We start from the raw sequence: 15,503 nt of genomic DNA, 5'->3' as shown, positions 1-15,503 counted from the left end.
TCATTTACTTTTCAAGGAGTTCGAGTGTGGAGAGCTTCTGCTTGATGGCTCCCTGCAGCATCGCCTGCGGCATCTCCATATTCTCCAGCCGGAGCGTCTCGGCAAAAGCCTGGTTGTAGAACTCACGTGCCTTGGCATAGTTTTTCAGTTCACGGTAGGAATCGCCGATCATCACCATGTAGTTCACACGGTCCATGACAGCGTCTTCCTGTGCCAGAGCCTTTTCAGCCCACTGGATGGCCACCTCATGATCCTTGCTCTTCAGACTCTTGCCGGCCGCCATATAGAGATTCTGCGCCGCCTTGCCATAATCCGCCGACCGAAGGTTCCCCTCCATCTTGCCGAAATAGATCTGCATCGCCTTCACATAGCCGTCCACGTCCTTGTTCTTGTACAGATTGTAGAGGGCGTCGAAATAGAGTCTGGATTTCTCGTAGGGAGTGATGCCCTTCAGCCCGACGACCCCGTATGCCTTTGCATACTGGCTCTTCACCTTCTCCACATACTCTTTATACTTTGCATTCCCGTCCTTTGCCAGGTCTTCCGCAAGGAGATCGTTGGCTTCGACGATGTAATAGGAAGGTGCCTTTCCGACAGCCTTTGTCCAGTCGTCGAGATGGTCGTTGATGAGGTCTATCACATACTGCTTGTGCTCCTTGTCCTCGTCGCCCTCAAGCGTCAGAATGATCTTGTAGTCGTTCTCGTTGATGAGCTTCAACGGTGCTTTGGCCGCAATGTAGTTCTTATAGAGCTTCTGCAGACGGGTCACCCATTTGTCGGCCTCCATTCCCTCCTGCGCCTGCAGGAAAGAAGGAGCCTTCAGGAGGAGCTGCTGCTGTACGTCAAGGTCGCTGTTGTCGGCCTTGTACTTGTTGTACAGTTCTTCAAAGCTGACCCGCTCGCCTGCGACGATCTTCGCCGCTTCCATGAGTTCGTCCTTGTCCATAGCACCCGTATTTACCGACAGGGCCTTGCCGTCAGGTGCAATGAAGGCTACCGTCGGATAAGCTGCCACCTTATAATTTCTGGCAATCTCGACATTCTCGCCTTTCTCGGCATCCAACTGCAGGCTGATGAAATGTTCATTGAAATACTTCCCGACTTCCTCCTGCGTAAAGACGGTCTTGGCCATCTTCTTGCACGGCACGCACCACACGGCGTAGAAGTCTACAAAGAGCGGTTTGTTCTCCTGCTTCGCCTTTGCAAGTGCCTCTCCGAATGTACCCTTAAAGAAAGCGATTCCGTTTGCAGCATCGGATGTCGCACCCTGTTGTGCACGTCCCTGTACTGCCAGCAGGAGAAAGGCTGCAAGCAACAGGACATATCTACTTCTTTTCATAATCAATCTGATTAAAATGGTTTATAATCTTTTTGTTTCTGATCGTTCCGGATCCTGTCGGCTGGAGCAGACCGGCCTGCCGCCGGGATTCACATTCCCGGCCGTCGGGAACGATGTTCCCAGCCGCTGGGAGCACTGTTCCCAACCGGTCGAGAACAGCAGTCCCAGCCGCCGGCCTGTCCTCCGACTGTCTTCAGCGTCAGTCCAAAGGCAGTTCGTCGTCGGTCACGACAACCTTGAAGACATTCTCCAGAACGGCCTCATGATCTTCGTTATACACCCTGAACGACAGCTGGTATCTGCCATTCGGCAGCTGTTTCACCGCTTTCAGCGAGACAACGACCAGACCGCCCGTCACCGAGATTTCGCCCTCCCGGCAGAGCTTCAGGAAGAGCTGCTCCTGCTCCGGGCTGCCGGCTTTGACACCGGCCAGCTCGAAATTGACGGGATTGGTGCCGGCAACGCCCTGGATACGTGTCGAAACGAACGGGAGATTGCCGACGGCACGGTCGCTCGTCGGGTCGATGTTGTGGAAAACGTTGATCGAATCGGGGGTAAATGAAGCTCCTGTCGTCCGCAGGTAGCCGACATCCATCCTGCGGCAGGATGCCATGAAACCTATCGTGAGCGCCGTCAGGCAGAGCAGGGCGATCCTTTTCTTCATCTTTTTCATGTTCTAAAAGTCCGTTAGTTTGAAGTTGTAATCAAGTGAGTGGACGACCCCTGTAAGCGTTTCGATGTTACAGGAAGCGACATCCGTGGTCTGCGTCGTCGCAGGCGAGACAAGATGAATCCGCAGAGGCCCCTTGCCCGGCACATTGTTGTAAGCCTCGCGGAAGGTGTAGATCCACAGCCGCTTTCCCGAAGCCATCTGCACCTGCTCGCCTCCCTTTCCGATCGGTGTGGAAGGGTCTGACGACTTGACGCCCTCCTTGAAGTCGTCAAGCATCACGCGCCTGCCGGGGAGGACACAGTTCAGGATAAACGTCCGGCAGTCGGCCACAGGCATGTCAGCGACCGTCTCCATGCCGTTGTCTAACAGATAACGGCGGATGCTGTGGCTGGTAGGGCCGAAGAACGTGAAGTCCTTTCCATACCGGCTTGTCCCCTGGAAGAGCGGAACCAGGCCGGCACGCTCCGTCATTTCGCACAGGAGTTCCCAGTTGTACTTGTCGCCTTTGAAGTAATCCCACATGGTGGTCTCGTGCTTGCCGTTGGCAAGTCCGGTATCGTCGAAATTGTATTGGGTGCAGCTGGCGAACAGTCCCGCCGTCAGGCACACCATTGCGATATAGATAATCTTTTTCATTTTTCAGACAATTATATTTGTTATGCAGCTTGGGATGCCGGATCAGTTGTAAGCCTGCCAGTAAGGTTTCTGCCGCAGCCTGTTGTTGATCACGTGTCCGTCCTTGTCCTGCCATGCATCCTTGGGCAGCGGCAGGAAGAGTGCGCCGCCCTGAATGTTCTGGTTGGTCAGCAGCTTGAACTTACCTTGCAGTTCTTCCTTCACGTAACCATTGCGGATGATGTCGGCATACCGTGCATCGTTCTCGCCGATGAACTCCCTCTCCCTCTCGAGGAAGATGGCTTTCTTCAGGCCTTCCGTATCATAGACCGAAGGATAGGGCTGTGCGCCCGCCCGCGACCGGATCATATTCAGGTCGGTTATGGCATGGGCCGCATCGCCCAGCTTCTGATAACATTCTGCCCGCAGAAGGTAAATATCGGCCAGTCTCCAGTACACATAGTCGGCATCTACCGTGCGGTAACTCTTCCCGCTCGGCGAATACTGGTCAGGATCCATGATGGCCTTCCGGAACTTGTACATGACGGCATAATCCTGTCCGTCGACCTCGTGCGGCGTCCCCCACTCGTAGAAGAAAGCCTTGGGACGCCGGTCCGCAGCATCGGGGAAGAGCTGGTCGACGGTCGACTTGTAGAGCTGGTAGGTGGTGTTTGAAGGCAGGTCGGCCAGCGTATGGTCTTCCCGTACAGGCCAGCTCACGAAGTTCTGCGCCACCTCGTTGGGCGAGACGACGTATTCCGAACGTGTCTTGTCGAACAGCAGGCTGAAGATCGCCTCGGGGTTGGGGCTCTTCTCATTGGACAGATACTTGCACAGTTCCTCCGGAGAAGCACACAGCTGGTAACTGCCAGCCTTTCCATCAATCAGTTCCGTAGCGTACTTAACCGCATTCCGATAGTCTTCCTGTGCGTTCCCCTGCAGCCTGTAAAGCTCCGTCACACTGCCTTTCCAGGCATAGATCTGTGCCAGCAGGGCTGCAGCGGTACCTTTCGAGGCCGTCTGCCGGTTGGTTATCGCCACGCCGTTCAGGTCCTTCAGCTTGTCCCATGTAGGCAGGAGGTCGAGTGCCTTCTTCGCATGGTCGACGGCCGCATTGAGCACTTCCGTCTTGGAAGACAACGGATAAGGCTTGATCTCGGAAGAGTTCTCTGTGATGATGGCTTCGCCATAACGCTGTGCCAGCAGGAAATAAGACAGTCCGAGAGCGAACTCCGCCTGACCCACATGGAAATCCCGGCGGTCAGGTGTCAGATCCTTCGGCTTGTCGATGTTGTCGAGCAGCAGATTGCTCTCAAAGATAATGTTGTACAGGTTCTTCCATGAATACTCGCTTGAGATGACCGTCCGCGGGTTCCATTCGCGCAGCTGACTGGCATTCAGCACCTCGTCGGCCTTCATGCCGGCTGTCGCAAGAACGTAGTTGTCGCCGACAACCGTATTGATGAAGTACTGGATGGACGTGGTCGTCGCATCCAGTTCTTTTTCATTGTTGAACGAATTGCTGTAAGTAAGCCCGTTCTCCGGCTGCAGGTCAAGACTACAGGAGGAGAGGAGGCAACCGCATATCGAGAGTAAGATAATCTTCTTCATTTGCTGTCAGAATTTTAAGTTGAGACCTAATGTGACTTTCCGGTTCAAGGGGTACTGCGTACCGTCGTCCTTGCCGGTATAAGGATTGATGACCTCCGGATCCACACCCGAATAGTTGGTAATCAGGAACAGGTTCTCGCCGCTGAGGTAGAGGCTGACATCCTTGATGAACGAGCCTTTCAGCCAGTTCTTCGGCAGCTGATAGCCAATGACCAACTGCTTCAGACGCAGAAAACTGATGTTCTCGATGTTGGAGTCGACATTGCCGTCGAACTGTCCTATGTAATCCTTGTCGGCAAACTCAAGCGACGGATACTTCGCATCTCTGTTCTCCGGTGTCCAGAAGTCGCTGGCATGGAAGTAGTTCATGATGACCCCGAAGTCCTTTGTAAAGGTGAAGGCGCTGTTCTTGTACATGTTCATCACCTTGCGGCCGATCGTATAACTGAAGAGCACATCGAGGCTCAGCCCCTTCCATGCAAGGTGACTGTTCAGACCGCCGTAGACAGCGGGGAGGGTGCTGCCGGCATAGTAAAGATCCTTGTCGTCGATCACACCGTCATAGTTCTGATCCTTGATCTTCCTGCCGCCGACACGCAGCGGGTTGTTGATAGACTGGAAATACAGCGGTATCAGCTTGCCCGATGCGTTGCGGTACATCGGGATGTCTTCCTCCTTCTGGACGATTCCTTCGTCCTTGAACGTATAGATGCCGTAGACCGGGCGGCCGAGCACCTTGTCGTTGAGGTCTTCACCGTTGTAGGTCTTGCGCAGCATGTTCTTGTTGTGCGAGAGGTTCATGCCTACGCTCCAGTTCCAGTTCTTCTTGCGGATAACATCATACTGTGCTTCAAACTCGATACCCTCGTTGGAGATGGCGGAAGCATTGTCCCACATGTTGTTTGCAAGGAAGACATTGCCCGGGAGATAGGACTGCATCAGCAGCTTGCTGGAATACTTATAGTAATAGTCCAGCTTGAGTTTCAGCCGGTAATCCAGCAGCTGCAGGTCGAGACCGAGGTCGTACTGGTCGCTCTCCTCCCACGTCAGTTTCTTGTTCGCCATAGACTGCGGTATCAGTCCCAGCTTTCCGTTGAAGACATTGCTTTCCTCCATCACACCCAAGGCGAGGTAAGGCTCCTGGAACTTCTGCCCCGACTTGCCCCATGAGGCACGCAGCTTGCCGAAGCTCAGCCACCACAGCTTCTTCATGAACCGTTCTTCACTGAAAGCCCAGCCGAGACCTACCGAGGGGAAAGTACCCCAGCGCACATCCCGTCCGAACACACTCGAACCGTCCGAACGGATGGACAGCTCGGCCATGTAACGCTTCTTATAGCTGTAAGCCGCCCGGCCAAGAAAGCTGACAAGAGCCTGTTCCTGCTTGTCGGTGCGGAAAGTCTGCGCGGCTCTCGCCGTACCGCCGTCGTTCAGCAGCGAGGGCCATCCCTCCCCGGCATACTTGATGGAATTGGTAGGACCGCCCTTTGCCGTACCGTTCAGGTTCTGCAGCAGGTCGTAGTTGTAGGTCATACCTGCCATCAGCTCGAGTTTGTGCTCGTGCGGAAGGGCGAGGTTGTAAGTGAGGATGTTCTCCGTCTGGATGTTCGTCATGGCGATATTGGATGCCTGAACCTCCGACTTCATGTCATATTTCAGATAATCGGGCGTGAACGTATAGACCCGCGTGAAGTAATGGTCGAGCGAATAGGTGGACGAGAACTTGAGCCCTTTCAGGATGTTATAGTTCAGGCCGACGCTCAACCGGACATTATAGTTGGAGTTGGTCTTGTCAATATCCTTCAGCTCCCTCAAAGCCGCCTGCTCAGCGACACTCCCCTTGCCCGGGAGCAGCGTTGACGTGCGTTTGGGGTCGAAGGTCAGTCCCTGCACACGTCCTCCGTCCGAGCCGGCATTCTGTGTGGCATAGGTGAGGTTGATGCGTGTGAAGGCGCTCAGCTTCGTCGACAGATTGAAGTCGAGGTTGCTCAACAGACTGTAACGGCGGAAGTTGGAACTGATCATGATGCCTGTCTCGTCATAGATACCGGCATTGACCATATACCGCATATTGTCCGTTCCGCCTGCCAGCTGCATATCGGCTTTCGTCACCTTGCCGACCCGGAAGGCATACTTCCACCAGTTCGTACGGTTGTTGTAGAAGGTGTTGAGCGAGTCCTGTGCAATACCGGGAAGACGACGGTCAGGGTCCAGCACCTTTCCGTTGCGCCACAGATAGTCGTAGGCACCGTCGTTGTCGGCATCCCAGCCGTAAGAGTCCTTATAGGAATGAGGATAGACAAGCTTGTCGGTAAGATAGTCATAGTGCGCTCCCCGCTGGCTCTTTGCCAGAAGCAGGGCGATGTCACGTTCTCCCTTTCCCATTGTCTGCATCGGTGTGCTCGGCAGCCAGGAGAGCGACTGCGACACGTTGAAGCTGACCTCCGTCCGGCCGGACTTGCCTTTCTTCGTGGTGATGAGGATGACACCGTTGCCGGCTCTTGAGCCGTAGAGAGAAGCCGATGCCGCATCTTTGAGCACCTGCACCGACTCGATGCTCGACGGATCCAGTCCCGCCAAGGGGTTGATGCCGCCGGTCGCCTCCGTGGCACTGCCCGAAACAGGGACACCGTCGATGACGTAGAGGGGCGTTCCGTCGTTGACACCCTGCTGGTTCAACGAGCTGAAGCCGCGGATGGTGATGCGTGAACCGCCGCCGCCGGGCGACCCCGAGAGGTTGGTCACGTCTACACCTGCCATACGTCCCTGCAGCAGGTTCTCGATGCTTGCCGTCGGGGCTTTCTGGAGGTCTTCCACCTTCACGGAAGCGACGGCTCCCACCTGTTCACGGGTGTTGCGTTTGCCGTACGCCACCACCGTCACCTCGCCCATCGCATAGGCTGACGAAGGCAGGACGACGTTCAGGGGCTTGCCGGCATGGTACTTCAGCGTCTTCGCCTCATACCCCACGCTGGAAATGCTGACGGTCCCCTCCTCCTGCTCGACAGACATGGAGAAGTTTCCGTCTATATCGGCCGTAACACCCTTCAATGTCCCCTTTATCTGCACGATGGCAAAAGGGACGCCCAGTCCGTCTTTGTCCTTCACCGTTCCGTGAAGCGTGTACTTTCCCTGTGCAGCGTTCTTCATCTTGAACACGTCAATCACATTCCCTTCCACATTGTGTATGAAGGGCGTATGCGACAGCAGGCTTTCCACAGCCCCCAGCTCGTCCACATCCTCGAAGGAGATGGTCAGGAGCAGCGAGTCGTTCTTCACATCATCGGAGTAATGAATCTTGTAATCTCCCTTTGTGGCAATAAAATCTAAGATCTGTGCAACGCCCTTGTCCTTGAACGAGATCGAGAACTTCTTCCCTGCAACCTGTGCGGAAGCAGGAGAAGCCCACGACAACAGCAGGGCAAACGCTGCCAGAAACACGAAAGAAGGTAACCTCCTTACCGTGTTGAAAACATGTTGGTGATGCTTCATTGATCAGTTTGTATAATTAATATGCGCTTTGATTAAAGTGAATGACTAAAAGCCAATGTCCTCCATTCCTTCCTCATTTAAAGTATGCTTCGCCTGAACAAATGAATGTAGATTCTCGTGGCCCATTTACAGCATTTTTACATAAAAAAGGTATTAATATCGAACAAGCTGCAAATGTACATAATTTTTTTTAATCTCATGGCAATTGACTGAAAAAAAGAACTGTCACTGTTCCAAACAGATTGCAGACAGATTATGGGCCGGGTTGAAAGCCTACCGGGGCTCCCTGACAGGAACGAAGACGGGAAACGGTGCACAGACCGGTACAGGACAGAGCATGCGGAGAACGCAGCCTGGCTGTATTGCGGCGGGCGTTACTTCCCACGCCGGCAGGCGTTGAGCGCACTGCATGCAAAACACTACTTGAAAGACTTTCCGAATAAAGAAAAACAATCCGGGGACATCGGGACAGATGCCGGCATACAGCTTACGGAAAAAAAACAAACGGCACAGCCTTCCATGCGCAGTTTTCCTTTAAGGCAGAAATTCCGGTTCTTCCCGTTAGATGCATAGATTGGAATAAGAATAAAGGCTTATGCACTTGCGGGGTATGGCTATCCAGAATTAGATGCCTTGCAAAGGACGATAAACTACAGGATAAAAAGCAGAAAAGGCGAATTGATACGATGCCTGTCCATCAGCATGTCTTTCCGTCTACCACAACCAACCTGTTCCCACATCATCGGTGTCTGTAAACTGTTTTCATGCAACCCAAGCTGGCACATGCCCTTCTGGCTTCTGAAAGAGGCCTGATTGACTTGCAACAGGTGCTCTCTTGGCGTGTTACCAACGCCCTTTTGAAGTCCAATCAGGCACCTTTTACGAACGACTTGATAACCTGTTGATTTACGGATGTTTACGAACCTGCTTTTTGCACGTTTCTTTTATATTTGCAGAAGATTTGTCTGAAATTGTGTAATGGTTTTTCAAAATCTTATCTGTATTTCCAACGTATTAAAATGAAAAGATCTTTGTGTCGGAGGAGGATCCATGCTCTCCCAAGAAAGACAGGCTCGCACGGCTGAAAAGACCGAAAACCACCAGAAGTACCTTTCAGAACCTGCCTAAAGAAAGAAGTCTGCCCCCCAGATGAGAACGGCATAACGCATCACCTTTCCTATTGTGATACTGAGAACAGACAGCGGGAGGTTGGCACGTGTAAGCCCCAGCACGATGGTGATCGCACTGCCCAGTATCGGAAGAAAAGCAAAGAAACCCATCCATGCGCCATGCCCGCCCATGAACCGGTAGGCTCTGTCGATAGAGGCCTTCTTCACATGGAAATAGCGTTCAAGACACTCCAGCTTGCCCAGTCTGCCCAGCCCGTAGTTGAACATTCCCCCCATCACGTTGCCGATACTGCCGTAGACAAGCAGTAAGACAGGGTCAAGTCCTGCGGCAAGGAGGCCGAGCATGACTGCTTCACTGCTGAAAGGGAAGAAGCTCCCGGCAAGAAATGCCGACAGCAGCATCCCCCAGTAACCGTAATCTAGAAGGAAGTGTGTGAGAAAGTCCATAGATTGATCAACATGATGATGACGGCGGAACAAGAAAGGAAGACAAACATCCAGTTGGTCAGCCGCGTACGCGTCAGTGCGAAGAAATGTGCGATCAGCGGTGCTGTCGTTACCATCAACATGCTCAGCAATGCTTCATAATGCCGGGGCTGAAGCAACAGGAATACGGCAGCGGAAAGGTCGACCGTAATGAAAATCTGATAGAACAGACGGGTACGTATGTTGTCGTTCCGTTTCTGATTCAGGAAATGGACAATACCGATCAGCGCACATAACAGTACAAACGAAATCACGACCAACTCACTTACGCTCAGGCTGGTGAGACGGAACGGCTCATGAAACACCGCAAGCTGTGCAAAATGATTTACAAGCACTGAAAGATCTCCCTTGGCCGCCAGATAACCTGAAAGAAACCAGTAAGGAAGCAGGAGCCCGAGGATAGAGGCACAGAAGTTGCGGATGCTCAATGCAAGAAGATTCGTGCGCATGATTATCCAGAATATGGGCAGGAAGAAAAGAATCTGTACCCATGCGATGCTTGCCATGCCGATGCAAAAGTAAGCATAGAAAGTCCATCCAGGTGCATGGGCATCCTGGTAACAGCGGAAAGACAGGGTGTAATAACCTACCGTCCCGAGCATGACGATTGCTGCCCGGACAGACGGAAACATGAACCCCGCCATTGTGGCGAACACGAGAAACGAACAGGAGACCATCCGACTGTAGATGCGGATGAGCGCATTGCCGTTGTTCAGTTCCATCATAAGATAGGTAGACAGCAAGAGGCAGATTCCCGGTACGATCACCGCCGGATGATGCAGACCTGCGATAATCCATACAAGAGCAGCCGCTGAGACGACATATACTTGCGTCCAGCGGCTTTCAGCTATTTTGTTCTGAATACGTTTCTTTTGCATTGTCGGGTTGATGAAAGGTGTCCGTCATATCCTCCGGGAGGAAGAAATCGACAGGCGGAGAGGTTCGGTGTCAGGCAGGATAAAGCCGCATGCCAGGCAAGGGGGGCTACAGATCCTGTCCGATGTCTCTTCTGAAATATTTGTTCTTAAAGTCGATCTCCTGCGCTCCGGCGAAACTCTTTCTGAGTGCCTCTTCCTTGTTCTCCCCATAAGAGGAGACCGCAATGACACGCCCTCCGGCGGTGACGACCTTCCCGTCTTTCAGTGCCGTCCCGCTGTGGAAAACGACCGAATCCTTTATTCTGTCTAGTCCGGAAACGGGATAACCCTTTACGTATGCTTCAGGATAGCCGCCGCTCACAAGCATGACGCAGACCGCGGACCGCGGATCGAACACAACCGTCCGCTTGTCGAGATCGCCTTCAGCGACCCCTTCAAACAGGTCGACAAGGTCGCTTTCCAGCCTCAACATGACGCTTTCCGTCTCCGGGTCGCCCATCCTGCAATTGTATTCGATGACCATCGGGTCGCCATCGACATTGATCAGACCGAAGAAGATGAATCCCTTATAGTCGATATGCTCGGACTTCAGTCCCTCCACGGTAGGGCGGATAATGCGTTCTTCCACCTTCTTCATCCACTCGGCAGTGGCGAAAGGAACAGGAGACACACTCCCCATCCCTCCTGTATTCAGCCCCGTATCATGTTCCCCGATACGCTTGTAGTCCTTCGCTTCAGGCAATATCTGATAATGCGTACCATCCGTGAGGACGAAGACGGAACATTCTATGCCCGAGAGAAACTCCTCGATGACGACCTTCGCCGAGGCATTCCCGAACATCCCGCCGAGCATCTCGCGCAGTTCTTTCCGGGCCTCTTCGAGCGTCGGGACTATAAGCACGCCCTTTCCGGCAGCCAGTCCGTCGGCTTTCAACACATAAGGAGCATGGAGCGTCTCGAGGAATTTCATCCCCTCCTCAAGGGTCGTCCCGTCGAAAGTCTGATAGGCGGCGGTAGGGATGCGGTGACGTTTCATGAATGCCTTGGCGAAGTCCTTGGATCCTTCCAGCACGGCTCCCGCCTTGGACGGACCGATGACCGGGATACGGGCTGTACGCACATCGTCCTTGAAGGCATCATAGATGCCCTTCACCAAAGGATCCTCAGGCCCCACGACGACCATGTCCACCTTTCTTTCCACGGCGAAGTCCTTGAGCCTGCCGAAATCGTCTGCACTGATCGCCACATTCTCACCGACAGCCCCCGTACCGGCATTGCCGGGTGCGATGAAGAGCTTACTACACTTCGCACTCTGTGCGATCTTCCATGCCAGGGCGTGCTCGCGGCCGCCGCTACCTAAAAGTAAAATGTTCATAAATAATGACTATCTGATTCATTCCATCCGGCTTGCTGCGAGGAGGAAGCGGATGCGATGTTGACTGTTGTTACGGCGGATGATGTCCGGCACCGGCCGTCTACAACCGGTTCTTTCATCCTCCATGCAGCTCTGCTCCCCCTCCTTCCGGAAGAGGGGCAGAGAGATTCCCGTCTGTTATTTAAGGTAATCCTCGAAATACTGCGTGATGCGTTCATGCAGATGAACGCTCTGGTGTCCACGCATATTATGAGGTTCGCCCGGATAAACGAAGAAGTCCGGCTGCGTGCCGGCAGCGATGCAGGCCTTCAGGAAAGAATACGCATGCTGCGGAACGACCACCGGATCGTTCAGACCGATGATGATCTGGAGCTTGCCTTTGAGGTCTTTCGCCTTCTGGAGAAGTGAGGTCTGGGCATAGCCTTCAGGATTCGCCTGGGGGGTATCCATATATCGTTCTCCATACATCACCTCGTACCATTTCCAGTCGATGACAGGTCCGCCGGCAACTGCCACCTTGAAGACATCAGGATAGTTGGTCATCAGGGAAATCGTCATGAATCCTCCGAACGACCACCCATGCACGCCGATCCGGTCCTGATCGACGTATGGGAGAGACTTCAGGAACTTCACACCCTCCATCTGATCTTTCATTTCCTCCTGTCCGAGGTGACGGAACGTAGCCTGTTCAAACTTCTTCCCACGGTGTTCGCTTCCACGGTTGTCAAGGATGAAGAGCAGGTATCCTTTCTGTGCCATATAAGTCTCCCAGCCACGTGATCCCCAGTTCCAGGAGGCCTCAACGTTATGGGCATGGGGGCCGCCATATACATAGATGACCGTCGGGTATTTCCTGCTCGGATCGAAGCCGACAGGCTTCACCATGCGCCAATAGAGGTCTGTCTTCCCGTCAGCCGCCTTGACGGTTCCGCACGTAAACTCGGGAACGTCATACGCTTTCCATGGATTGGCGGACGTGAAATACCCATGCCGCTGCGGCTTTCCCTTCAGCGTGACCAGTTCATACTTACGGGGCACGTCCGGTTCGCTGTAACTGTCTATGAGCACGCTGCCGTCTTCACTCAACTTCGGGTAGTGGTATCCACGGCCGTTGTCGAGCAGTGTCCGCTTCCCTGTCGCCACGTTGACGAGCCATACATTGCGCTGGATAGGGCTGCACTCGTTGGACACATAGACGATGCTTTTCTGTTTTGCATTGAATCCCAGCACATCCAGGACCACCCACTTGCCACTTGTAAGCTGTCTGATCAGACGCCCCTCTTTATCGAAAAGATAGAGATGATTATACCCGTCCTTCTGGCTCTGCATCACGAACTCATTGTCATTCCACGGCAGGAACCGGACAGGATGGCAAGGTTCAACGTACTTCGCATCCGTCTCCCGATAGAGTTCCTTCAGCTTCGCACCCGTCGCCGCATCGTATGAAACCAGCCGGCAATCGTTCTGGTCACGGTTGAGTTCAAACATATAAACCGTCTTTTCGTCCGGACTCCATGCGATGTTGGTGAAATAACGGTCGGTCGGATCGCCTGCCTGAAGGTAAACCGTCTTCCCGGAAGTCAGGTCGTACACGCCGACTGTGACCTTGTGGGACGTCTCCCCGGCCATCGGATACTTGATGGGAGCAGCCTTGGCGGCACGCGACTCCCCCTTCTCCGGTGTCCAGTCCAGTTCCGGGATGTCTACGAGCGGATAGTCCGCCACCCCGCTCTGGTCCATGCGATAGAAGGCCAGCCGGTTCCCCTTCGGACTCCAATAAAGCCCGCCATCGATGCCGAACTCGTCCCTGTGTACGCTTTGCCCATAAACGATATTACGTGAACCGTCCGTCGTCAACTGGTGCTTCGACCCTTTGGCATCGGTCACGTAGAGTTGATTGTCAGCAACGAATGCCGTTGCTCCGGACCGGCTGTTCCACTGCCGTGCCTGCAGGCCGGCCGGCCGCTCCAGACGCTGTTCCAGCCGGTGTTCCCTGAAGTTCACATACAGGTCCTCATGGCCGTTCTGCACCAAGACCACCGGACGGTCAGCATAAGGGAACTCCGCCCCATAGAGATGGCGGACGACCTCACCAGCCTCCTTCAGTCCTGCCCACCTGTTCAGTTCGTCCAGCGAAAAGAGCAGTTTCTCCTTGCCGCTCACAGGATCGACCAGCGAACAGCAGTTCAGGTCCTGCCGTACCGGTTTCCCGCCCCACCACGTAAGATAGCGCGCTTCAGGGCGCATGTTGTAGAAATTCGTGCCACCGAAGTTCAGATCCTCCAGTGTAAACAGCTTTTGTGCCATACTCTCAGTAGGACAGAAAAGCCCCGTGAGAGCACAAAGCCCCACGAGACCGATAAATGATTTAATCTTCATGTCTGTATGTGTTTTTACCACGGAATCCTCCGCGCTTGTTAGATTTATCAAATCGTCTGCCGCCGAACTTACGGTCGTCGTCACGCCTGAAGGAGCGTTTGCGGTCGTCAATGCGCTTGAAGGAGCGTCTGCGGCTGTCGTCATCACGGTCGAAACGGGGGCGGCGTTCATGGCTGTCACGGAACTTCCCACCGCCGAACTTGTTATGTTCCAGGCTATGGAACGTAAACGACCGTATGTCAGCTTCGGCATTCTCCTCGTTCTCTTCGAGCCGCTTCTTGAAATCACGTTCTTTCCTGAAGCGGTGCTTCTGCGCCATCTCCTTTTTCTCTTCTTCGGTCTTCACGACCCCACCCTCGTGGCGGAAGCTGCTCATCTTGCCGTCAAACATCTGATAGCGACGGAACTCACACTCCAGAGAGCCGTTGTAGACCGGAATCTTGATGCTGGGTTTCAGGCCGATCTGCCGGAAGCACTCCTCACGATAAGACAGGATCCATGCCTCATTGCCCATGAACTGGTGTTTCAGCCGTTCGCCGATCATCTTGTAGGTAGCCAGCAGGTTAGGTGTGGAGATACGCTCTCCATAAGGAGGATTCATCACGATGATGCTCTTCCCCTCCGGCTGCGTGAAGTCCTTGAAGTCCTGCTGGGCGATGGTCACATCCCGCGACAGGCCGGCGGCGGCCACATTCATACGTGCCGTGTTCACGGCCTTCATGTCGGCATCGTAGCCGTAGATGTGATGGGTGAACTCACGTTCCTGTGAGTCGTCATTATAGATCATATCAAACAGCTCCTGGTCGAAGTCGGGCCATTTCTCGAAGGCGAACTCCTTGCGGAAGACACCCGGCGAGATGTTCCGGGCTATCAGGGCCGCCTCGACAGGCAGTGTCCCCGACCCGCACATCGGGTCGATGAAGTCGGTCTCTCCCTCCCAGCCCGTCATCAGAATCATACCGGCGGCCAGCACCTCGTTCAGCGGAGCTTCGACGCTTTCCTGACGGTAGCCGCGCCGGTGCAGCGACTCCCCGCTCGAATCCAGCGACAGGGTCGCATTGTCTTCCGCCACATGGATGTTCAGCCGGATGTCAGGGTTGCTGACAGAGATATTGGGACGGCTCCCCGTCCGGTCACGGAACTGGTCAACGATGGCATCCTTCACCTTATACGTGACAAAGCGCGAATTGGTGAACTCCTCGGAATACACGACGGAATCGACAGAGAAGGTCTTTCCCTCGAGGATATATTCGCTCCAGTCTATCTTCTTCACTTCCTCGTACATATCCTCTGCGCTCCTCGCCTTGAAGTGTGCGATGGGTTTAAGGATGCGGATGGCGGTGTGCAGCTGGAAGTTGGCACGGTACATCATTTCCTTGTCACCGGTAAACGACACCATGCGGCGTCCTATCTGTACGTTGTTGGCGCCTAACTTTGTCAGTTCTTTTGCTAATACCTGTTCCAAACCCATGAAGGTCTTGGCGATGAGTTCAAATTCTTGCATTTATGTGATCGTGATTTTATA

Annotated in this window: 11 protein-coding genes; 1 reads left to right on the top strand and 10 read right to left on the bottom strand. The window is 53.9% G+C overall.

Going from position 1 to position 15,503, the window contains the following annotated elements:
* Window positions 1-4: 4 nt before the first annotated feature.
* The 5 genes from J4864_RS10760 to J4864_RS10740 all read right to left on the bottom strand — a co-directional run bounded on the left by J4864_RS10760 (window position 5) and on the right by J4864_RS10740 (window position 7,730).
* Window positions 5-1,339: a thioredoxin family protein gene (locus tag J4864_RS10760; protein ID WP_211814872.1), complete on the bottom strand. Its 1,335-nt coding sequence runs from the start codon at window positions 1,337-1,339 to the stop codon at window positions 5-7.
* Between the two features lie 199 nt (window positions 1,340-1,538).
* The gene (locus J4864_RS10755) at window positions 1,539-2,012 is read right to left on the bottom strand and encodes a hypothetical protein (protein WP_007367455.1); all 474 of its coding nucleotides are present in this window, start codon (window positions 2,010-2,012) and stop codon (window positions 1,539-1,541) included.
* A 3-nt stretch (window positions 2,013-2,015) separates the two neighbouring features.
* Window positions 2,016-2,648: a hypothetical protein gene (locus J4864_RS10750; RefSeq protein WP_007367454.1), complete on the bottom strand. Its 633-nt coding sequence runs from the start codon at window positions 2,646-2,648 to the stop codon at window positions 2,016-2,018.
* 42 nt (window positions 2,649-2,690) lie between these two features.
* On the bottom strand, window positions 2,691-4,238 hold the full coding sequence (locus J4864_RS10745; protein ID WP_211814871.1) for a RagB/SusD family nutrient uptake outer membrane protein: 1,548 nt from the start codon (window positions 4,236-4,238) through the stop codon (window positions 2,691-2,693).
* Window positions 4,239-4,244: 6 nt separating this feature from the next.
* Window positions 4,245-7,730, bottom strand: a complete 3,486-nt coding sequence (locus J4864_RS10740; RefSeq protein WP_211814870.1) for a SusC/RagA family TonB-linked outer membrane protein — start codon at window positions 7,728-7,730, stop codon at window positions 4,245-4,247.
* A gap of 41 nt (window positions 7,731-7,771) precedes the next feature.
* Here J4864_RS10740 and J4864_RS10735 point away from each other — a divergent pair, with 41 nt between their 5' ends.
* A complete protein-coding gene (locus J4864_RS10735) occupies window positions 7,772-7,924 on the top strand; it encodes a hypothetical protein (RefSeq protein ID WP_156792421.1) in 153 nt (50 codons plus the stop codon).
* A 930-nt stretch (window positions 7,925-8,854) separates the two neighbouring features.
* Here J4864_RS10735 and J4864_RS10725 read toward each other — a convergent pair.
* The 5 genes from J4864_RS10725 to J4864_RS10705 form a co-directional block, all read right to left on the bottom strand.
* Window positions 8,855-9,307, bottom strand: a complete 453-nt coding sequence (locus J4864_RS10725) for a YqaA family protein (protein ID WP_211814869.1) — start codon at window positions 9,305-9,307, stop codon at window positions 8,855-8,857.
* A complete protein-coding gene (locus tag J4864_RS10720) occupies window positions 9,280-10,224 on the bottom strand; it encodes a hypothetical protein (protein ID WP_211814868.1) in 945 nt (314 codons plus the stop codon). Before J4864_RS10720 ends, J4864_RS10725 begins: the two co-directional genes overlap by 28 nt.
* 106 nt (window positions 10,225-10,330) lie before the next feature.
* Window positions 10,331-11,599 (bottom strand): phosphoribosylamine--glycine ligase, encoded by a 1,269-nt coding sequence (gene purD / locus J4864_RS10715; RefSeq protein ID WP_211814867.1) that lies wholly within the window; start codon window positions 11,597-11,599, stop codon window positions 10,331-10,333.
* Window positions 11,600-11,776: 177 nt separating this feature from the next.
* Window positions 11,777-13,978, bottom strand: a complete 2,202-nt coding sequence (locus tag J4864_RS10710; protein WP_211814866.1) for a S9 family peptidase — start codon at window positions 13,976-13,978, stop codon at window positions 11,777-11,779.
* Complete coding sequence (locus tag J4864_RS10705) at window positions 13,968-15,482, bottom strand: THUMP domain-containing class I SAM-dependent RNA methyltransferase (RefSeq protein WP_211814865.1); 1,515 nt, start codon at window positions 15,480-15,482, stop codon at window positions 13,968-13,970. The genes J4864_RS10710 and J4864_RS10705 overlap by 11 nt, the downstream gene beginning before the upstream one ends.
* Between the last annotated feature and the right edge of the window lie 21 nt (window positions 15,483-15,503).

It is taken from the genome of Prevotella multiformis (assembly GCF_018127985.1).
Lineage (GTDB): Bacteria > Bacteroidota > Bacteroidia > Bacteroidales > Bacteroidaceae > Prevotella > Prevotella multiformis.
The sequence above is the reverse complement of the archived record's forward strand: the minus strand, read 5'-3'. Positions and strand labels throughout refer to the sequence as shown.